The organism is Moorena bouillonii PNG (assembly GCF_001942495.1).
Taxonomy (GTDB): domain Bacteria; phylum Cyanobacteriota; class Cyanobacteriia; order Cyanobacteriales; family Coleofasciculaceae; genus Moorena; species Moorena bouillonii.
In genome coordinates this window covers 2,775,775-2,796,426 of sequence record NZ_MKZS01000001.1, presented here as the reverse complement: position 1 = coordinate 2,796,426, position 20,652 = coordinate 2,775,775, and the positions used below count along the sequence as shown (strand labels likewise).

Sequence of the window (20,652 nt, the reverse complement as noted above, 5' to 3'; positions counted from 1 at the left end):
CCCGCCTCCCGACTCCCGACTCCCGACTCCCGACTCCCGACTCCCGACTCCCGACTCCCGATAATGAAGAGCGCTGTAAATCAAGACCAGTTTAACGACCAACCTCTTCTTTTTCCCGTTGGACTACTGGGTCTTTTTCTAGGCTGGGGTAAGTTGTTATCACTGGTTTTTCGGTACCAAAAAGCGATCGCATTTGTTCAATTCCCTCGTCTCGCAACCAGCCGACAATACCATTAGGCAGTACTGTCACTACAATTAGGAACAGCGCGCCCTGGAAAAATAGCCAAACTTCAGGAAATTGCTCACTCAACAAGGTTTGAGCTAGTCGGACTAATAAAGTTCCCAGAATTGCTCCGACTAGAGTTCCTCGTCCTCCCACAGCCACCCAAATCACCATCTCAATGGAAAAAGCTACTTCCATATAGCTGGGGGTAACAATCCCTGATTGTACCGTATAAAGCGCCCCAGCCACTCCAGCGATTCCCCCAGAAACCGCAAATACCAGGACTTTGAATCCCGTAGGATCGTAGCCAGAGAAACGCACCCGATTCTCATCATCCCGTATAGCAATTAACAACCGACCAAAGCGTCCACTGGTTAACCAACGGCACAATAAGTAGATCAGAACCACACACAGGATACTAATTTCGTAGAAAGCTAACTGAGCTTGTTTGGAACTTACTAACATCCCAAACAGGGTTTCTGTATCAGTTTTCAACCCATTAGTACCATTAATTAGCTTTTGCTGTCCATTGAAAAAATTGAATAAAACCAGCAGTGCGGCTTGGGTTAAAATCGAGAAATAAACCCCTTTAATCCGGTTACGAAATACGAGATAACCCAGCAATCCAGCCACGATACTGGGAATTAAAACAATAGCAATTAGGGTGAAAGGAAACGAATAAAATGGCTGCCAGAAGAATGGCAGTTCCTTCACTCCATAGAGGGTAAAGAATTCCGGTATTTCTCCTTCTGGTAATTGCAGTTTGAGGTGCATAGCAAAGGCATAGCCCCCCAAGGCAAAAAATATACCATGTCCTAGACTCAGCAGTCCGGTATACCCCCAAATCAGGTCAATCCCTATCGCGACAATAGATAATGACAAAAAACGCCCCAACAGCTTGAGGCGAAAATCCGGCAAAATCGCTGGCATTAATAACGCGAAAACTAGAGCAATTGCTACGATTGCTACTATTTCTATGATTAACTTTCGTCGCCGCTGCTTTTTAATAGCTTGTGTTCTAGATACATACGTCATAATTTATGAAAATAACAACTATAGCATTTATCATTTTAGTGAGGTACGTTGGCAAAGGGAGTAGGGTGTCGGGAGTCGGGAGTCGGGAGTCGGGAGTCGGGAGTCGGGAGTCGGGAGTCGGGAGTCGGGAATCGGGGCAATACAATTTACTGTACCTCATAAGTACGATAAACGCTATAATTCTGCCGTGCGTCCTTTTTGTGGGAATATTCCTGAAGGTCTCACTTGTAAAAAGGTAATAATTAAAGCAAAGACCATAACTTTTGCCATACTAGTAGTTGCAAAGAAAGTAAAGAAGTCCGTTACCGGTTTAAGGAACTCTACTGGCATCAACATAAAGGCTATGCTTCCCGAACCAAGCAGATAGGTAAGTGTACCAATTGCTAGGGCGGCTATTATGCTTCCCAGTAAGTTTCCGACACCGCCAACCACCACCACCATAAAGGTATCGACGATATAATTTTGACCAGTATTGGGACCGACAGAACCTAGTAATGTAATCGCACAACCTGCTACACCAGCTAAACCAGAACCTAGGGCAAATGTTAACGCATCTACCGTTTGTGTTGGGATACCTAAGCAAGCACTCATATTGCGATTTTGGGTAACCGCTCGAATCCGTAATCCCCAACTGGAGCGATTTAAGAACCAGTAGGTACCCAATAGACAAATAATCGTCAAAATAATGATAAAGATCCGGGCATAAGGCAATTGGAAGTTACCAATCGGAAATCCCCCTTGAAGCCATGCTGGTGGAGTCACGTCTACATTTCTGGCACTAAACCAAGGTCGAGTAATTCCCCGTTGACCCGTTTGTCCTAACAACACCCCGGTTACCATGGCAATTCCTAGAGATAAGAATACCATCAAAGCCATCGCCCAATTGCGAATTCTCTGCCAATCTAAACGACGACTGAGAACCCACCTTGACCCAAAAAACAGCAGGCAAAATACCCCAATCCCAATCACCAATACCCAATTCACACTGCGGACAAACTGCCGCAATATCAAACTTACTCCCCAAGTAGCGAGAAGGGTTTCCAAGGGTCGCCCATATAGATAACGAATCACCCCCCTCTCTAATACCAGTCCTACCAACGCTGCCACCAGAAAAGCTATGGGCAGGGCAAAAAATATATAGACATTAAACAACGAATCGCCCAAAAAGGCTTTAAAGGTATTTTGGACAACATAAGTTGTATAAGCGCCCAACATCATTAACTCGCCGTGAGCAAGATTAATCACGCCCATCAGTCCAAAGACAACCGCTAGTCCTAGGGCAGCAATCAGTAGCACGGAGCCAATACTAATCCCGTTAAAAATTCCTTCTAAAAGTGGCAGCACAATTTAATAATTAACTATGAATTATGAAGGATGAATTATGAATGGTTAATTATGCAGGATGAATTATGAATGGTGAAAACTACTTTATTTTTCTGTTTTTGAAGTTTACATTAAGCACTCAACACTCAACTAACAAAACTCGATTTTAAATGCTAAGTAGTTTACTTCATAGGTCATAATTCATCCTTGATAACTTATGCTTTCTCCTTTTTGTACTTTCCTCCCTTATTGGGATCAGTCCAGTCACACCCATACCCTTTCGTTTCCGCTACATATTGATTCCAGGGGATGGGAGGAACGGGTTTAGGAGTGGATGAGACAATTTTGAACTGACCATCGGCTTGGATTTCACCAATGCGCACTGTCTTGGAAATGTGATGATTCGGATACATCTCTACTGGTCCTTCTGGTGCGCCAAATTTTTGACCGATAGCAGCTTTGCGCACAGGCTCTAGGTCAGTAGTTCCAGCTTGCTCTACCGCCTGCTTCCATAGGTAAACCATAATGTAAGCCGCTTCCATGGGGTCGTTGGTTACCCGGTCTTCGCCATACTCGGCTTTGAAGGCTTCCACAAACTGCTTATTATCAAGGCTATCGACGGATTGGAAATAGTTCCAGGCGGCGTACTGACCAATTAGAAATTCTGGACCAATCTGCCGGACTTCCTCTTCCGCAATACTCACGGACATAGTGGGATATTTATCTGGAGTCAGTCCAGCACCTTTGAGTTGTTTGAAGAAAGCGACGTTACTATCCCCGTTGAGACTGTTGAAGATGACGCCACCATCTGGTAGTGCGGCTTTAATCTTAGAAATGATCGGGGTAACTTCTGTATTACCAAGGGGAAGGTAATCCTCGCCCACGGTCTCTCCACCCAGAGCTTTGAGTTGCTCCTTAATAATTGTGTTAGCGGTGCGAGGGAAAACATAATCCGAGCCCACTAAGAAAAACTTTTTGCCCTTGTTTTCCAGCAACCACTCTACCGCTGGCTCAATCTGCTGATTTGGTGCAGCACCTGTGTAGAAAATATTCTTGGAACATTCCTGCCCTTCGTACTGCACAGGATACCACAGCATATGGTCTTTGGATTCAAACACAGGTAGCACAGCCTTACGGCTAGCGGATGTCCAGCAACCAAAAATAGTAACGACTTGATCCTTATCAATCAGTTTGGCCGCTTTCTCAGCAAAGGTTGGCCAGTCAGACGCACCATCCTCAACAATAGGCACAATTTTCTTGCCTAATACTCCCCCGGCTTCATTAATCTCCTTGATAGCAAGCTTTTCAGCTTCCACCACAGTGGTCTCACTAATTGCCATGGTGCCAGTCAGGGAGTGGAGAATACCCACTTTGATTGTATCTTCCCCACCAGCACTAGCCTCTGAAGGACCCGAGCTGTCTTCAGCGCAAGCCTTCAACAGAAGACTGGTTCCCAATGCCGCTGAGCTATAAAGCAGAAATTTACGTCGTCCTAATCCACTTACCATACTTTCGTACCATCCTCTACCAAATTTGGCTGTAGCCTCATTGAAAAAATTGCGAAGCTAGGGTGTGATGTTAGACCTAGAATGGCAAGTAAACTGTTAATTAGGATACAAAAAACCTAAACTTTCGATCAGTTCATGAAAAATCAACATTTTTTAACATTTTTTAACATTTTTTTGGATCAGATCTACCCATGGTGAGCATTATCTATTCACATTCTGTTAATAAACTCTTTACAGTCTGGATAAGCAAAACCTTATTTACAAAAGCAAGAGAGAGCAAGCGAAGCCAGTATCTGTTACTATGGTTAAATAACCTGGAAAAAAGCATAGTTTTGCCTAAAAATAGCATGTTAAAGTCATTAGGCATCATCTATTCATGTTTTATTGCTCAACTTATAAACTTACTGTTGTCTTGTAACTCAGTGTACAGATTGACCATAAGGTTGATGTATTAATAAACACGCTTCGGCTCATCGGCTAACATTTGGCGAGATTTAAGCTTTGTCAGGGGAGAATTTCCAAGGATTTCACACTGGATGTCACCCTAACTCAGGGGCATCCAGAATCAGCTGGATCAATCAATTCCTAGCCAGTGCAAGCATTAGGCAGAAAGTTTTTGTTGGGTATGCACTCTCCATTGGTTTGGCCATTTTGGGAACAACGACTGGATTAGGGATTGGCCAGCATTACCAAAAGGCAGCACTGGCTGAACTCACTCGTTCCCAAAAACAAGAACATCTCCTGAAAAATTTACAAATCGCGATTTTAGACTTACGTTCCTATGCCTACTTAGGTGCGCTTGCTGTTCCCATGGAAGACCTACAGCTGGTTCAAGAGAAAATTGACCATGCTCAGCAACTGCTTTTGGAAGGGGAAGGGTTTGTCAGAGAGTTTGAGACCTGTTCTCATACGAATACCAATCAGTTACTGGATTTAGTGAAGACCTACAGGATCATTATTGATTCCTACAACACTCTCATTCAATCCCTGTTGTTAGGTGCCCTTGACCGTGGCGAATTAAATTCGCCACCGGTCGCAGCTGATGATCAGCTTAAACTTGGCCAAAAGCAACTGTTAGAACAGAACAATCCTGACTTAACCACTGCCCTAGAACGCTTTTTTGAGAAGTCAGACCAGCTGATTAGAGCAGCTCAAGTCAAACAGAAGCAAGCCTTGAGTGCCCTCAACCGTGCTGAGCAGTGCTGCTTTGGGATCATCTTCAGCAGTATGATCCTCTCAGTTGCGATCGCAATCCTATTAGCTATTCATACCAGTAATGCGATCGCACAGCGAATCAAAAGCCTGACTGAGATCACCGAACAGGTCAAACAGGAGTCTAACTTCACCCTGCAAGCACCAGTCACGACCCGAGATGAAGTGGGTGTCTTAGCGACTTCTCTCAATCAGCTGATTCACGGTATGGCTGACTACACCCAGGAACTCCAGCAAACGGAAATCCAGCTGATTCAAAACGAAAAAATGTCCAGTTTGGGTACTATGGTGGCTGGTATTGCCCATGAAATGAACAATCCGATCAACTTTATCTACGGCAATCTGTTCTTTGCCAGTGATTATATTGAGGATTTACTCTCTCTGGTGGAACTCTATCAGCAGTATTATCCCAACCCTGACCCAGAGATTCAAAATCAGCTAGAAGAGATTGATCTGGAATTTTTGGCCCAAGACTTGCCTAAAATCATCGCTTCCATGAAAGGGGGAGCTGAGCGCATTCGTGAAATTGTGCTTTCGATGAGGAATTTTTCCCGATTGGATGAAGCCAAGATCAAACCGGTTAACATCCATGAAGGAATTGACAATACCCTCGTTCTGCTCAGCAACCGTCTCAAGCCAGGGATTGAGGTGATCAAGCAGTATGGGGATTTACCTTTGGTGGATTGCTACCCAGCTCAACTGAATCAGGTATTTATGAGTATCTTGGAAAATGCCCTTGATGCTATAGAACACAAGAGTGTCGAATCTTTCCCATCCCCAGTCTTCACCATTCGGATTCAAACTGAGCTAGTTGACCAAAACTGGGTAGTTATCCGAATCGCTGACAATGGCCCTGGGATTGCCGCAGCAATTAAAGACCGGATCTTTGACCCATTTTTCACTACCAAAGACCCAGGTAAGGGAACTGGCTTGGGACTGGCCATTAGCTACCAAATTATTACCCACCATCGGGGGAAAATTGAGGTGGCTTCAGAACCTGGTCAGGGAGCCGAGTTTGTCATTAGTTTGCCCAGATAAAATCTGACCTAACCCATTAGCTGATAGCTGACGGCTGTTCGCGCAGCGTGCGCGTAGCGCATATGCTTACAAGTAAAGAATTCCTATTACTTATAGGGTTTGCTGGGCAGTTGTACCTAAGTCCTGACAGCGTACCATCAACAGTCAACTATATAAGTAATCTTTTGTATCAAAGACTACAAACACCTGGTCAGAGCTTTGTTACTTTCATCCATTAGACTGATGACAGGTGTGAGTGAGAACAATGAATAAACAATTACGCTCGATGTTGCTGATGAGTCCATTGATGTTGGTATCCCAATGGGCAGCATCTGAGGTAGCGATCGCACAAGAGGTTTCAGAAATCATTGATTCAGTAAACCGGTCGCAAATGCCTGCACAATCAAAGCAGGTGTCGGTTGATAAACTCATCAAACAGAGTAAACAAGACTCAGCTTCTATGGGTCAAGTCACCAGTGTTTCCCAACTGCGTGATGTCTCTCCTGGAGACTGGGCTTATGAAGCGCTACGGAGTTTAGTAGAGCGCTACGGTTGTATTGCAGGATACCCCAATCGCACGTTTCGTGGGAATCGGGCAACAACCCGGTATGAATTTGCCGCTGGTTTAAATGCTTGCTTGAACCAAATTGAGCGTTTAATTGCTGCGTCTACCGCTGATTTTATCACTCGTGAAGACTTAGAAACCCTGCAACGGCTGATTCAGGAGTTTGAATCAGAATTGGCTACTCTCGGTGCACGAGTCGATAACTTAGAAGGACGGGTGGCATTTTTAGAAGACCATCAGTTTTCTACCACCACCAAGCTAGAAGGGGAAGTGGTCTTCTCTATTGCCAACGCCTTTGGTGAAGACAGTGACAACCAAGTCGTGTTCCAAGACCGGGTACGTTTAGCGTTTGTCTCCAGTTTCACCGGTAAAGATGCGCTCTACACCCGTCTGGATGCCGGTAATGCAGCTACCTTTGATGGCACAGACCAAGGTGCCTTTACTTACAGCTTTGACAGCGGCAACGATCTGGGTATTGGTTGGCTAGCCTACTACTTCCCGATTGGGGATAATATTGATGTTTATCTGCCAGCTGCGTTTCCCCTTTGGCAAGATTTCGTCCCCACCATCAGCCCCTACCTGGATGACTTCACTGGTGCTAGTGGTGTTCTTTCCAGCTATGCTGAATCTAGCCCCATCTATAAAATTGGTTTAGGCGCAGGTGGTGGACTAGGCATCAACTTTAGCCTCGCCGATGCGGTAGTATTGAGTGCAGGTTACTTTGGTGGCAATTCCTTTGACCCCTCTGAAGGTCAGGGTTTATTCAATGGTGAGTTTTCTGCCTTAGGTCAGCTGACATTTTCCCCTAGCGACAGCTTCCAGTTAGCCTTCACCTACGTTCGTGCCTACTTCAATGACTTTGATGATGGCAACGCTATCTTTGATACAGGTGTCGGAACTGAAAACGCCAGGGCACCCTTTGGTGAGGGAGGAGATGTAACGGCCAACACTAACTCCTACGGCGTAGAAGCCTCTTTTCGATTCTCTCCCAATTTAGTAATTAATGCCTATGGTGGCTACACCGATGCTGAACAAGCTTCTGGTGGCAATGGTGATGCTGAGATTTGGTACTACGGTCTAGGACTAGCATTACCAGACTTTGGCAAAGAAGGTAACTTACTTGGTATAATCGCTGGTTCTGAGCCTTATGTTGGTGGTGATGATGATACCGCCATTCATGTTGAAGGCTTCTACAAGTATCAGGTAAATGATAATATCTCGATTACTCCCGGATTAATCTGGATTGCTGCTCCCTTTGGAGACAGTGATAACGAGGATGTCGTGATTGGTGCTTTGAGAACTACATTCAAATTCTAAGACCTAATCCCAAGTCCGGTTAATTACTTCTAATACTGTAGAGCCCATGGCTGTGACTTGAAAATTGAAAATTGAAAATTGAAAATTGAAAATGATCAACTTTCAAGTCACGAAAAGCCAAGACTTATAAGAAGTTAACCGGGCTCCCTATCAGCACATTATTGGTAAGCATATGCGCTACGCGCATATGCTTACAACGTGACTATTTCTTTGATTCCATTGATCACGAAGGGGTCAGATGGCAGGACAAGGAAAAGGTATCCAGCCTGGTGATTACCTGATTCTGCGGCATCGCTCTAATAATTTTCGCTATCCCATTGATATCGACGTTAACAACTCTCCTGAAAAGTACCAATTATTTTCCCTTACCCAAAAACATCCTACAACAGGCTGTGTCAGAATAGTCATTGATTGAACTAAAGACTGATATAGATTTTGATGACTTTGAGGAAATGGTTGGCTATAGTATAGGATAAAACTATAAAATCTATTTTCAAAAAAACTTTTATAACAAACTGAACAAAGAATTGATATCTATGAACTAGGAGTTTTATTGATTAAATTCAAATATCAATCTTATTTGAAATCCAAAAATTAACAAAACAAAAAACTATCAAATTTGTTACCGGTAAAATGTAGGTTGATCTATATGGCAATATTACCAAATTTTATCGAGAATTATTAGTTACAAATTTTCAAATAGGAATGACCTGGAAAAACCGCCTATTATTTGGTTTACCTGCCATTAAATCTGCCATTACTCTTATGGTAAAATCTAAGATTCATGGTTCATAGTTCATTGCAACAGTACTAATGAAAACTAATGAACCATGGAGAATTAACCATAGATAATTATCCAGCCCATAACCCCCATAAAAATCGGTTTGGAACACTGACCGATGGTCTAGCTCAAGACATAGACAAGTTTCACGTCTGAGGGTGACAAATTGACAGGCTGTTGAGAGTCTGGTGGTGTCAGGTTTGCAATTAGGTGAAGCAATAAAGTGAGCATGGCGGCTTGAATTAGTCTTTGGAACATGAGTGTTCTCCTCAATCCCGATTGGCTGGCAGTGATTTTTCTCTGTTGAATATCTACACATGCCCAATCTACGACTCCGGTAAAAAACTTGCCAGGTGTAAAATTTAGGTAAAATTAGGGAAAAGGTTAAGGAATTAAGTTTTATCACTCTCCTAGCTGTCTTTCCAATTCTTGCCGCAGACGAAAAACAATAGTGTCTGGCTCCACCCGGTCTAGAATTTCTTTAATGACGGTACTTGCTCCTAGTGGTCCGAAAGAGCAACCTTGTTCGAGATAAACCTGTGCCGCTTGACCAACAGCATAAGCCCCATAACCCGCAATTCCAGCTTGGGTAATTGCTGCCCCAGCAAAGGCACCCAAGCCACTCGGACCGATAACTACTGATGCACTCTTACCTACACCAAAAAGCACACTGGTACCCAGTTCACCTAGCAGTAAGCCTCCAGAACTGATCAAAATCTTTTGCCATAGCTTACCTGCTTCATAGCTAGTCATGGGTAGACCATACAGCCGCGCTAGAGAACGAATCATCACCAAGTCAGTCACAGTACCCCCTAAAACATCTAAAATTCCAATCGGATTGAGGGCGACTGCTAGTGCTTTGTACTGGGCAAACTGCCAGATTAAGTCTTCTGCTTCCGTTTTGTGTAACTCAATGGCTTTTTTGCCAATAGTATTCTGAGCATTGCGGGCTTGAAATAGAGCGTTGAGGGCTAAAAGTGATCGCCCTTCTCGGTTAAGTAGACTGAAAATTTTCTGTTTAAGCTGATCCACATTCGGAGGTGGAGTTTCCCATTCATAGGTCACTCTACCATCAGGCCACTCCACCCGTACTTCCATAGAAGCTGGTTCTGCTGCCACTAGGACAATCTCATCCGCTGACAACATCTTTTGTAAACGCCGATCCTTGGGACTACCGGTACCCAGTTGTTGCAACTGTTGATAAATTGCCTCCCGGTCTTGTTCTGGATAGAGGTCAATTTTGTTAAATACCAAGATTAGAGGCTTTTGGCTTTGCCGCAGTTCACAAAGAGCTTGATATTCAGTGCGAGTGATATCACCAGCCACCACAAATAAAATTAAATCGGCTTGGGATACCACCTCCCGCGCCATCTGCGCCTTGACTTCCCCATGGATTTCGTCCAATCCTGGCGTATCAATCAACTCCAAGAGGACTTCACTGTCGGACCTAGGTGTCCACTGTACTGACTTCGGCCATTGAGTGACACCGTGAATCGGACCAGTTTTAAGAATTTTTTCTCCCAGCAATGCATTAATTACTGCTGACTTACCACGACTAACCAAACCAAAAGCGGCAATGCGAATCAATCCTTGGTCAAGTTTGTCTAGGCTAGACTGCAAAACCTCTAATTCAGTTTGCAGCAAGGCTTGCATTTCCACATTAGCAGGATTCCCCTGGGACCGATGAAAATTGCTGTACCAGGACAAGGCTTGCTGTAAACTGGCACGAGTGCGGTTGAAGAGATTTTTCTGCTGGTTGTTGGTGCCATAGGATGTTTGATTACCAGCAGCTGGTTTAGATTGGGAAGAGCGAGGATAACTCAAGGTTAAATAGGGAAAGACGAGTTACAGTTACTATTTTGACCTAACCGTTGATGAGAAAATACCCATTATCCGATCGCAATTACCTGATACCAAGTTGCAGTCAAAGAATAAACAAAAAGGAATTGGGAAGAGCGGAAAATTCCCCCAAGTCCTCCTGATCCCATAGGTAAATTAAACGTCAGAAACGCAACTTGCTATAAGCCTGTAGACTAATGTGGGATTGGCGCAGGCTGATTGATGGAGGTAACTATGAGTGATCTGAATAAATCTAAACAACAGCTGATTCAGGAATTGAAAGCACTGCGCCGACAAGTGGATCAACTTAAAGCTACACGAATTGTCTTCAGTGCTCAACATCAGCTATTTAAAACCTATGGCACCATAATGCAAACAGCCTCTGGCTCCCTGATGCTTAGAGCTTTGTTACAAGATATACTCCACGTTGCTGGTCGCCTCACTAAGGCAGAGGAGAGTAGCCTGTTTTTACTCAATACTGATGGTGTGGTCACTGAGAGTATTCTAGCTCGCGGTGCAACCCTCCCACGATATAAAAAGCAGATCATTGGTCAGGTTCTAGACCAAGGTTTAGCTGGTTGGGTTAGCCGCCATCGCGAAGTTGGGCTGATAAAGGACACTATCGATGATGACCGCTGGCTTACCTTACCTGATCAGCCCTATCAAGTACGCTCAGTATTAGCTGTACCTATTCTCAGGGGTAAGAGGTTATTAGGCATTATCACCCTAATGCATTCCCAGGCGGGACACTTTGGCTCTAAATCTGCCCGTTTAATGGAAATGACTGCTGAGTCCATGGCTTTGATCTTAGAGAATGCTCAACTCCACAGTCAACAACAACAGCTAGGGCAACAGTCTCCTCAGAAATCTCCAGTTTTATCCCCAACAAATAAGCTCACTGAGAGTTCAGATAATTTCTCTTCTCTGGGAATTTACATAATTTATAGTAAAGGTAATTTTCTATATGTTAATCCCAAAATGGCCGAAATTTTTGGCTATTCCTTTGGTGAACTTATTTCTCGGCAATCATTACTACAAGTGGTGGCAGAAGACAAGCGTAAATTTGTCGATGAACGAATCACTAATTGTCTTCAGGGTCAGGGTAAAAATCTATACTTTACCTTTCCTGGTCAGTGTAAAGATGGTAGCAGGATTAACGTAGAAATTTATGGATCCCGAACTAAATTATACGGTAAGTTAGTAATCATTGGAGCTTTGCGAAGACTTAATCATTTAAGCGGTTAGGTTCTATGGTGTATTCTCTAGTGTGTTGGCTATAGCCATACTATTTCCATGATATTTATTTATCGCAAGGTTGTTTAAAAAATAGGTTTTATAAAAATTATGGATAGTGTCTCTAATTCTTTGATAGTTTACGGCTGATTCGCTTAATATTTCTGGAACGGCTAGCAATGGTAGCTTTCCCTTTACCAATTTGTACAAAAACTTTACCAGAAAAAATATTACTGAGGGCTGGGCGTTGGTAAACTACAAAATCTTCTAGCTTTGATGTTTCCTCAAACCCCATCTCGGTCAGAGCATCCTGGAGAGCAGCGCTAAAAACTTTCTTACTCTTGAATTCTAGGGATACTGTAACGGTTCGATTGAAGTAGGTACCTAATAAACCACCGATTAGGCCAAAAATTACACCAACACTATAGGGCATCCCTGTCACCAGACTTAGCCTCAAAACTTGCGAGGAAAATACAGTGGTAATGAGGGTTGTGCAGGTGAAGTAGTACAAAAATGTTATTAATAAACCGGGACCAAGCTGCATAGAAATTTTCTTTGATGTTATAACTATACATTTGCCATTAGTTTAAGACATTTTGAATCTGTTTTAACAGGTGCGACCCGTGATGGCGAGCAATCACGGGTCGCACCTAAGGGTGTCTGACGGGACTTGAACCCGTTATGACTGGTTCCACAAACCAGCGCCGCGACCACTTTGGCTTCAGACACCAAGTTGTTTAAAACAATACAAATTCCTAATTATTAGACTTCTTGCAGAAGTCGGGAACAGGGAACAGGGAATAGGGAACAGTGGACAAGAATTGACGCAAACAGTATCATAAAAATACTTTTGCAAGATTGTTCATAACATCAAAACTTTTTGGATCTCTTTCCTACTACTCCCTGCTCCCTGCTCCCTGCTCCCTTTTTCTATAAATCCTCTGTTCACAACTCAAATAAAAATGCTATCGTTAACATCAAGTTACTTGTCACGCAATATTGCCCTGACTGTCATTAAAATCTCTCCTAGCTTGTTTTTACCACTACCATCAGCACTACAACCCCAGTAATAATCTATGGGTGAATTCTCAACAATTAGCTGATCACCTGTACCAAGTAGTAACTGGCGAAGATCACCATGGGTTTCAAATTTTCGTAACACTCCTCGCTGCATAATCTCATCTTTGACTTTTTCCCAATCATCACGAAGAGGATGAGAGCGATCCCGTCCCATTTTTGCTGCTTCCTTTGGTGTTTTTGCGTTACGGATTTTGTCATACCAAGAGGAATCAGTAGTCACAAATTTTTGGGCTTGGAAGAAATGCTCACTAGTAGCCCACCACAATTCATCTAGCTCAAAGCCATGTCGGGAGAAGTTGGAAAAACAACCATAGGGTTTTTGGCGAGTACCGTAAAAATAAATTGTCATATAGTATTTTTATTTCAATTGTGAATATACTCCCTTAAGGAAAGGCAAGAGGCAAGAGGCAAGAGGCAAGAGGCAAGAGGCAAGAGGCAAGAGACAAGATTTAATCAAGTATAGAAAGATTTTGGGTAATATAAAAAACGATATTTTTTTTATAATTGATTTATTATTGCTATAATCGTTGCTGACTAATGAGACTAGCAAATTTGCGTTGCTGAATTAAGTAATGATATCAAGTATATAGCGTTTCTAGGACTCATGAGGTACACAGAATGGTTTCTCTTACCTGCTCCCTGCTCCCTGCTCCCTGCTCCCATTAACCCAGATATTTGTACCTCACAAGTCGTAGAATTGCTATAGTTGGGTTAGTTCCCGATTCCCGATTCCCGATTCCCGATTCCCGATTCCCGATTGATACCCATTGTTTAAAAAGGTGAGAATGCTGACCACTCAGCCAGGTGGAAACCTCAAGGTTTTATGGAACCTACAACCATAGTCCCTGGATTTTATCGATGGTTGAATTTTATGGTTTGAAAGTTGATAAGCTAAGGTTTGATGATTGAGGTTTAAGGGTTAAATTTTAACCTTTGACCTTTAAATTTATCCGAAGATGGAGTCGGATTTGAACCAACACTTCATGAACCAAAATCATGTGCCCTACCATGAGCTATCCATCTTACTTAAAAACCATAAATTTAGAGATTTTCGAGTGACCAGCACCTATCACTATTTTAATCGGGAATTTCGATCATTGTCCTGGCATTGCTAATAGAGAGTACTCGATCAACTGTTGACTTGAACTGTTCAATAAAGGTTTGTCGTCTTTCAAGCTCTTCAGCCAGGTTAGTGGGATCGAGTAGTTCAACCCCTTCTCTAGCTAGAAAGCTATCTGCCAAGGATTGATACTTCTGTGAACCAACCGATGCATTCTGCCCCAACACTTCCAAAGCTAGTTTATCAAGTCTTTCTTTGACTCGTGCTTGTGCCATCTTATACTGATTCAGGGTTTTAGTATAAGCTGACTGCATAGTACCGATAACTGCTTCATAATACATGATAAACATCTTCATCTCAATGGCTTCTGCCACAGTCATCTCTTGGTCAGCAATCGTAACCATTGTAGAAGCATTGGATAAGACAATTACTCTCTTGATCGTCCGCCTTCTGGCAATCAAGGCATCCACTTTTTGCAAAGCCGCTTTAGCTTTTATCTCATAATCTTCTCGTGATTTGAAGCCTGTTGGCACTTGACCGACTTCAACCACAGAAATTAAGGTGTTGTTGTCCAAAGCTGCTCTGGCTGAGTCAATGCGCTTTTGCAGCAAGGTTAACTCTGCTAGAGCATCTGTGACAGTCATAGTTGTCATTTTACCCTCCTTATCTCTTCATTTGTATCTCCTAGCTAATCACTTGTAAACCCTGCTGTTAGTTAACTTATTAGGTAAACATAGTATTTATCTAAAAAGGGAACAGGGAACAGGGAACAGGGAACAGTGGGAAAGAGTTATGAAGATTTTTACTATTATTCAAACCTAGCAATAGTAGTCAGGATATACTTCTAATAGTTAGAGTCATGTAAATCATTAATTGTTAATTTTAATTTGTTACTTTACAATTTAAAATTGACGAACTCCTTTCAATAATAAGTATTCAAGCAGAGATGATATATGATCATGCCTGCAAATTGGTGGCAGGGGTGAGAGTTGCACTCACTGATTTCCAGGGTATGAACCTGGCGAGCCTACTCTTGCTCCATCCCTGCGATACCCCTGACTGGATTTGAACCAGCAACACCTAGGTTCTAAGCCTAGAGCCTCTGCCAATTGGGCTACAGGGGTTTGGATCCGAGGGGCAGAATTTCCGCTTATGACCAATTGACTGTTGGTCAACTGGACTAAACCAAACTGCGCCACATCTGGATAATTGCTACTCCCGACAGGATTTGAACAAAAATGAGCGACGCATTCCCCCACCACGAGAACGCAGGTGGGGTTCAAGGAGCGGCAAATTGTGATATAATTTATCTATCTTGAGCGGTACGGCAAAGGGCAGAACAAGATTCTGAGCAACCTGGAGGCACGACCTCTTAACGAAAGGAAAATCAAGCCTGTAAATCCTTTGTAGTCGGTTTATACACGTCAGACTCTAGGTAAAAGTTCCTAAACATAAGCCCTATAGCGGAAACGACTTGGGGGAACAATCCAGCAAAAGTCCTGGTTGTTCGGCGAGAATGCCGCCTGTCGCGAGGGATAAGTGCCCTTGTAATCAAGACGGATACCCACACCTCGCTTAGCAGGTGGGGGAAGCATTCATCCTGCAAGACACTCGTTCTGGGGGAGTGATGTCTACCAATTCCATCACAGGGGTAAAGTCGGGGTGACAGGATTTGAACCTGCGACATCTTGCTCCCAAAGCAAGCGCGCTACCAAACTGCGCTACACCCCGTTGGTACTCCTGGTGGGAGTCGAACCCACAACTGACCGTTTTTAAAACGGTCGCCTCTGCCAATTGGGCTACAGGAGCATAATTTGATACCAAGTTGCTATCAAAAGTCATTTGGGTTGAAGGTTAAAGGTTGTTTGGTTGTTCGCGTAGCGTGGCCTATTGGCCAAGGTTGTTCGCCTTTGGCGTCCGAAGTAGCCTAGGTTGTTTGGTTGAAGCTTACAACCGGTTAACCTACCCTACGGGAACGCCAAAGGCGAACAACCGATTAACCTTTAACCGGTTAACCTACCCTACGGGAACGCCAAAGGCGAACAACCAGTTAACTTTCAACCGGTTAACCTACCCTACGGGAACGCCAAAGGCGAACAACCGGTTAACCTTCAACCGGTTAACCTACCCTACGGGAACGCCAAAGGCGAACAACCGGTTAACTTTCAACAATAGAATGCCGGAGTTGGACTCGAACCAACCTGCTACGGAAAACTTACACAACACGGCTCAAACCGTATTAAAGTTCCCTTCCTGCTTTCTTCCAGATAACTGGGATTGCGTGGGGTGTCGGCACTTCCCACTAACACAGGCTCAAACCAGGTAGCCCCCGGCGTATCGTTCTAAATTACGACTTGCATTCAAATCGCGATCAGCGGTGTAACCGCAAGCCTCACAATTAAAAACTCGTTCTTTCAGTGGCATTTCTTGAATGTGACCACAGCTTGAACAGGTTTTAGTTGATGGATAGAACCTATCTGCAAATACCAGTTGGCACCCGTACCACTCGGATTTATATTCGAGTTGACGACGAATCTCATAGAATGCCGAATCAGCGATCGCACCCGCTAGCTTGTGGTTTTTCAACAGACCGGAAACATTTAAATCTTCTAATCCAATGACTGCGTGGTTTTTGCAAAGCCAAGAGGTAAGTTTGTGGATTGTATCTTTGCGGATGTTAACAATGCTTTGATGAGCTAACGCAAGCTTTAGCTTGGTTTTATTTCTGTTAGCAGAACCTAGTTTTCTTCTAGAAAGTTCTCGTTGAAGTCTAGCCAGTTTTTTCTGGGCTTGTTTATAAGCCCTGGGATTAGGAAACACAGTTCCATCCGAGCAAGTAGCCAGAACTTTAACTCCAACATCAACACCCAGGTGTTCTCTAGATTTCACAGTAGCTTTAGGTTCAAACTCGTAGGATACAGAAATATACCAAGAATCGGCTACTCGACTGATTGTCACCCGCTTCGTCTGGATTTCTGGCAGTGGTTCATAAGTGCTAACCCATCCAATAAAAGGTAGTTTTAATCGAGTTCCTGAAAACTCCATGACTTTTCCACAATTATCTAAGGTAAAGCTATCATTTCTACCTTTTTTCTTAAACTTCGGATGTTTAGCCACGCCTTTAAAAAAGCGTTTAAATGCTTCTGATAAGTGCCTGAAGGCAAATTGATAAACCCTAGAGCTTAAGGTAGACTGCCAGGGGTATTGAGGTTTAACATGATGGGTATAAAATTTTTTCAGCTTATTAGCCGAAGGTTTGAGTTCGGCTTTATAGGCTTCATTCCACATATTTAAAGCCCAATTCCAAACCCACCTATAATAGCCCGCGTGTCGAGCCATCAAGGTCTTTTGTCTGTTATTGAGCTTTAATCTTGTTTGATATGCTCGTCGCATAAGTCTGGGTCATTCTTGATTTGAGTTTCGTATTTTATTAGTCCATACACATGTCTTGATTTTCCCATCTTTCTAGCGTTCTGACGTTAACGCCTAGATAATCCGCAGCAACTCTTAGCTTGAGATACTTAGTCACTTAACTACAGTTAACGACATACTTATAGTACCGTATTGTACTGCAAATCCTCAACTAAGTTATCGCTCTCCGTGATTCAGAGTCACGGCGACTTGCCAATCGTCCATCCGGCATTTAGCACTTGCAATAGCAAGTGACAGTCCCCCAAGGTCGGCATCGAACCGACGACCTCTCGCTTTTCAGGCGAGCGCTCTACCCAACTGAGCTACCGGGGGATACAAAGGATAAAAATGAAACCCCTCCTGACTGCCCTGGCAGGGATCGAACCCGCGACCATCGAGTTAACAGCTCGCTGCTCTTCCAACTGAGCTACAGGGCATTCATCGTGCCGACGGGGATCGAACCCGCAATCACCTGCTTGAAAGGCACGCGGCTTAACCAAATTTGCCTACGGCACGGGAGCGCGGAGACTGAGATTTGAACTCAGATCAACGGTTTTGGAGACCGTCATGTTGCCAGTTACACCATCTCCGTATGTGGTCGCAGCGGCGGGACTCGAACCCGCACTCTCCTGGTTATGAGCCAGGTGCTCTACCGTTGAGCTACGCTGCTAGGTCACTGATTGGAGTCACTGATTGGAGCAGGATTTGCACCTGCAACCGATAAAAGCGACTGCAAAGAGCGAGGCTGACGGGAATCGAACCCGCGACTTCCTGTTCGACAGACAGGCGCTCTGACCGTCTGAGCTACAGCCCCAGGACTTGAGCAGTTTATCCGTTGGAGTTTAGATCAATCTTTTAGATAAATCTCTGGGTTCACTCTGTGGGGAATCAACCCAAGGGTCCATCCCCACGTGATGAGCAAACACAGTTATATCCAAACATGAATCAAAAGGTATGTTACATATTTAGTTGTCAAGGTTCCGTGTAAGCTTTGGGATTCGAGCGTTTTGACTCTTTCCTGTCCGCTATGTTTGTATACTACAAAAATACTACAAACGGTGTCAAGGGTTTGGGCAAACTTTTTTTGGAAATTTTTAGGACTTATGTCAATAGCCCCAAAAAAACATATATATAGCGTGTTTATCTAAAAAAAAACACTATATATAGATTTAGCGTGGGTAATTCCTAACTGCCAGAGGGGCAAGAGATGGTTTAACGGATGTAATGGATGACAGGATCGAGCAGATCTCGATCAGGAGAAACGTGTTAATAAGTTGTTACTGGTACCTCTTCTCCCTCTTCGGTCTCTTATCCAATCCTGAAGGAGCGTGGGATGCCGATTAGGTATAGCACTACGGATTCAAAGGACATTGATACAAGCAACAAAAGCTGTTGTAGTCAACTTTAGCATGCATGCCTCTTGCCAATGCCATTGCCCGTAGCACTATATGATGTACAGACAGTGCACTATGGCAATGAGCAACAAGCAAGAATGCATTTAGATCCCCTAGTCCCTAATTCTTTGTTGAATCTTTTGCAACTGGCTAGTCCCGTACTACCAGTGGGTGCTTACGGCTATTCCGAGGGTTTGGAAACGTTAGTTGATATTGGTGTGATTCACAACCAGACTACTCTGCACCAGTGGCTAGAGCATCAACTGTGCTATGGAGCCATTCGATTAGAGGCTTATGTTATGGTTCGAGCTTACGAAAGTTATGGCAAAGGGGATTTAGAGGGTTTGGACTACTGGAATGCTTGGGTAAGTGCTGCTAAGGAAACTTCTGAATTGCGATCGCAAAGTTGGCAGATGGGTAACTCGTTGATGCGGTTACTGCTGGATTTGCACCCACCCAGTGAAACCATTAGACTTCTTTCAGAAGAGGGAACAGCGGATCTGGGAACAGGGAACAGTGGACAAGAATTCACCCAAACAGGATCAGAAAACTACTTTGGCCAGAGGTCTTCTCAACAAAATGTCATTTCTCTACAAGATGTAGCATCAGCTGTGGGTCAACCCTGTAATTATGCGATCGCGTTTGGGATTGGGGCTGCTAACTGGCAGATTGACATTACAGCCACAGTCTTAGGTTACTTACATAGCTGGGCATCTAATGTCATCGGTGCTGGCGTCAAATTGATTCCCCTTGGTCAAACCGTTGGTCAACAGCTACTACTAGGACTCAACCATAGACTTACTCTGAGCACCCAAGATGTTTTAACTTTGACGGATGAAAAATTAAGTAGTTGTGGCTGGGGATTAGCCCTGGCAAGTATGGCTCACGAAACTCAGTACACACGATTATTTCGTAGTTAATTCTTTTTAAAATTAATAATCATTTGTAAGCATTCAGCACTCAGCGGTCAGTGGTCAGCTTATTTTATTCAAAAGCTGTTCGGTGTAGGGTGGCCATAGGCCAATGGCACCTCAAGTAGCGTGCGCTTAGTGCATTAGCTAACTTTATTAATTCTTTTTTAAAAGATTAATAAAGTTAGCTGGTTTTTTTTGGCTGATGTTACCGATATATGCCACATTTGCATGTTATAAAAGTATAGCGTTTGTATTTGAGATGTAAACCTTAATGGTCTTTTTTTATTAGACAATAAAACTCCGTATCTCTTGCCCCTTTTGCCTTTTGCCTCTTGCCTGCATGCCTTTTTTTGCAAGAAGTCTGTTTACAACCTAGATAAAAACCCTATATACTACGACAATTAGCGTATTTTAATAATTAGCCGGATTTTAATGCTAATATAGAGTTAGAATTAAGGCAGCCAAACTTTCGTTAATTTTCGGGTAATTTTAGTTAAATCACCCTTCTTAATTAAGGTAAAGTTAAGCAAAGTCAGGTACTAATTTACCTTCAGTTCGGCTAACCGAGTTTTGCTGATGGTTAGTGAAACTCGATCATGGTGCATCTCCACAACCCTAGCTTGAATTGTCTGCTAACATTACGAGTTTGGTGCATTTCACCAAAACCATAACTTACGAAAAACTGGGCTAAAAACCCGATATTTTGTAAACACTATACAAATATAGTGGCTGGGTAAGTT

Annotated in this window: 16 protein-coding genes and 12 tRNA genes; 6 read left to right on the top strand and 22 right to left on the bottom strand. The window is 43.4% G+C overall.

The features are described from left to right. Positions 1-91: 91 nt before the first annotated feature. The 4 genes from urtC to urtA form a co-directional block, all read right to left on the bottom strand. Complete coding sequence (urtC, locus tag BJP37_RS11465; protein WP_075898875.1) at positions 92-1,258, bottom strand: urea ABC transporter permease subunit UrtC; 1,167 nt, start codon at positions 1,256-1,258, stop codon at positions 92-94. Beyond that, positions 1,242-1,418 (bottom strand): hypothetical protein, encoded by a 177-nt coding sequence (locus BJP37_RS38990; RefSeq protein ID WP_158069536.1) that lies wholly within the window; start codon positions 1,416-1,418, stop codon positions 1,242-1,244. Before BJP37_RS38990 ends, urtC begins: the two co-directional genes overlap by 17 nt. Positions 1,419-1,432: 14 nt before the next feature. Next, positions 1,433-2,602, bottom strand: coding sequence for an ABC transporter permease subunit (locus tag BJP37_RS11460; protein WP_075898873.1), 1,170 nt, complete (start codon positions 2,600-2,602; stop codon positions 1,433-1,435). A 194-nt stretch (positions 2,603-2,796) separates the two neighbouring features. Continuing rightward, the gene (urtA, locus tag BJP37_RS11455) at positions 2,797-4,089 is read right to left on the bottom strand and encodes an urea ABC transporter substrate-binding protein (RefSeq protein WP_075898871.1); all 1,293 of its coding nucleotides are present in this window, start codon (positions 4,087-4,089) and stop codon (positions 2,797-2,799) included. A 642-nt stretch (positions 4,090-4,731) separates the two neighbouring features. On the opposite strand from urtA, the gene BJP37_RS11450 reads away from it, so the two are divergent. The 3 genes from BJP37_RS11450 (at position 4,732) to BJP37_RS38985 (ending at position 8,615) form a co-directional block, all read left to right on the top strand. Continuing rightward, positions 4,732-6,339 carry a sensor histidine kinase gene (locus tag BJP37_RS11450; protein WP_214607753.1) on the top strand — a complete coding sequence of 536 codons (1,608 nt, stop codon included), beginning with the start codon at positions 4,732-4,734 and terminating at the stop codon, positions 6,337-6,339. 244 nt (positions 6,340-6,583) lie between these two features. After that, positions 6,584-8,200 (top strand): iron uptake porin, encoded by a 1,617-nt coding sequence (locus tag BJP37_RS11445; RefSeq protein WP_075898869.1) that lies wholly within the window; start codon positions 6,584-6,586, stop codon positions 8,198-8,200. A gap of 238 nt (positions 8,201-8,438) precedes the next feature. After that, complete coding sequence (locus BJP37_RS38985) at positions 8,439-8,615, top strand: hypothetical protein (protein ID WP_158069535.1); 177 nt, start codon at positions 8,439-8,441, stop codon at positions 8,613-8,615. 489 nt (positions 8,616-9,104) lie between these two features. Here BJP37_RS38985 and BJP37_RS45315 read toward each other — a convergent pair whose 3' ends face one another. Together BJP37_RS45315 and BJP37_RS11435 are read right to left on the bottom strand one after the other, a co-directional pair. After that, on the bottom strand, positions 9,105-9,212 hold the full coding sequence (locus BJP37_RS45315) for a hypothetical protein (protein WP_499884373.1): 108 nt from the start codon (positions 9,210-9,212) through the stop codon (positions 9,105-9,107). Between the two features lie 171 nt (positions 9,213-9,383). After that, entirely contained in the window at positions 9,384-10,805 is a 1,422-nt protein-coding gene (locus BJP37_RS11435) for a GTP-binding protein (RefSeq protein ID WP_075898865.1), read from the bottom strand. Between the two features lie 249 nt (positions 10,806-11,054). Here BJP37_RS11435 and BJP37_RS11430 point away from each other — a divergent pair, with 249 nt between their 5' ends. After that, complete coding sequence (locus BJP37_RS11430) at positions 11,055-12,065, top strand: PAS domain S-box protein (RefSeq protein WP_075898863.1); 1,011 nt, start codon at positions 11,055-11,057, stop codon at positions 12,063-12,065. 112 nt (positions 12,066-12,177) lie between these two features. Here the strand turns inward: BJP37_RS11430 and BJP37_RS11425 are convergent, their stop codons facing one another. From BJP37_RS11425 to BJP37_RS11395, 9 genes are all read right to left on the bottom strand, one after another. Beyond that, entirely contained in the window at positions 12,178-12,597 is a 420-nt protein-coding gene (locus tag BJP37_RS11425; protein WP_075898861.1) for a hypothetical protein, read from the bottom strand. Positions 12,598-12,708: 111 nt separating this feature from the next. Beyond that, positions 12,709-12,782: transfer RNA gene (locus tag BJP37_RS38980), tRNA-His, on the bottom strand. A gap of 253 nt (positions 12,783-13,035) precedes the next feature. Continuing rightward, the gene (gene ybiA, locus BJP37_RS11420) at positions 13,036-13,482 is read right to left on the bottom strand and encodes a riboflavin biosynthesis intermediates N-glycosidase (RefSeq protein ID WP_075898859.1); all 447 of its coding nucleotides are present in this window, start codon (positions 13,480-13,482) and stop codon (positions 13,036-13,038) included. Between the two features lie 604 nt (positions 13,483-14,086). Next, positions 14,087-14,156 (bottom strand) — tRNA-Gln (locus BJP37_RS11415). Between the two features lie 54 nt (positions 14,157-14,210). Next, the gene (locus BJP37_RS11410; RefSeq protein ID WP_070392546.1) at positions 14,211-14,846 is read right to left on the bottom strand and encodes a hypothetical protein; all 636 of its coding nucleotides are present in this window, start codon (positions 14,844-14,846) and stop codon (positions 14,211-14,213) included. A 318-nt stretch (positions 14,847-15,164) separates the two neighbouring features. Further along, positions 15,165-15,241: transfer RNA gene (locus tag BJP37_RS38975), tRNA-Met, on the bottom strand. Positions 15,242-15,243: 2 nt separating this feature from the next. Further along, positions 15,244-15,317 (bottom strand) — tRNA-Leu (locus tag BJP37_RS11405). A 533-nt stretch (positions 15,318-15,850) separates the two neighbouring features. Next, positions 15,851-15,924, bottom strand: a tRNA-Pro gene (locus BJP37_RS11400). A 1-nt stretch (position 15,925) separates the two neighbouring features. Next, positions 15,926-16,002 (bottom strand) — tRNA-Leu (locus BJP37_RS11395). Between the two features lie 73 nt (positions 16,003-16,075). Between BJP37_RS11395 and BJP37_RS38970 the strand changes: the two genes are divergently transcribed. Further along, entirely contained in the window at positions 16,076-16,519 is a 444-nt protein-coding gene (locus BJP37_RS38970; protein WP_158069533.1) for a hypothetical protein, read from the top strand. Here the strand turns inward: BJP37_RS38970 and BJP37_RS11390 are convergent. From BJP37_RS11390 to BJP37_RS11360, 7 genes are all read right to left on the bottom strand, one after another. After that, the gene (locus tag BJP37_RS11390; protein WP_075898857.1) at positions 16,507-17,586 is read right to left on the bottom strand and encodes an RNA-guided endonuclease InsQ/TnpB family protein; all 1,080 of its coding nucleotides are present in this window, start codon (positions 17,584-17,586) and stop codon (positions 16,507-16,509) included. The genes BJP37_RS38970 and BJP37_RS11390 overlap by 13 nt on opposite strands. Positions 17,587-17,862: 276 nt before the next feature. Next, positions 17,863-17,937, bottom strand: a tRNA-Phe gene (locus BJP37_RS11385). A 31-nt stretch (positions 17,938-17,968) separates the two neighbouring features. Then, a tRNA-Asn gene (locus BJP37_RS11380) sits at positions 17,969-18,041 on the bottom strand. A gap of 4 nt (positions 18,042-18,045) precedes the next feature. Further along, positions 18,046-18,120 (bottom strand) — tRNA-Glu (locus tag BJP37_RS11375). A 4-nt stretch (positions 18,121-18,124) separates the two neighbouring features. After that, positions 18,125-18,195: transfer RNA gene (locus BJP37_RS11370), tRNA-Trp, on the bottom strand. Positions 18,196-18,199: 4 nt separating this feature from the next. Then, positions 18,200-18,274, bottom strand: a tRNA-Met gene (locus tag BJP37_RS11365). Positions 18,275-18,344: 70 nt separating this feature from the next. Then, positions 18,345-18,418 (bottom strand) — tRNA-Asp (locus BJP37_RS11360). 678 nt (positions 18,419-19,096) lie between these two features. On the opposite strand from BJP37_RS11360, the gene BJP37_RS11355 reads away from it, so the two are divergent. Beyond that, entirely contained in the window at positions 19,097-19,918 is an 822-nt protein-coding gene (locus BJP37_RS11355; protein WP_075905997.1) for an urease accessory protein UreF, read from the top strand. Positions 19,919-20,652: the final 734 nt, after the last annotated feature.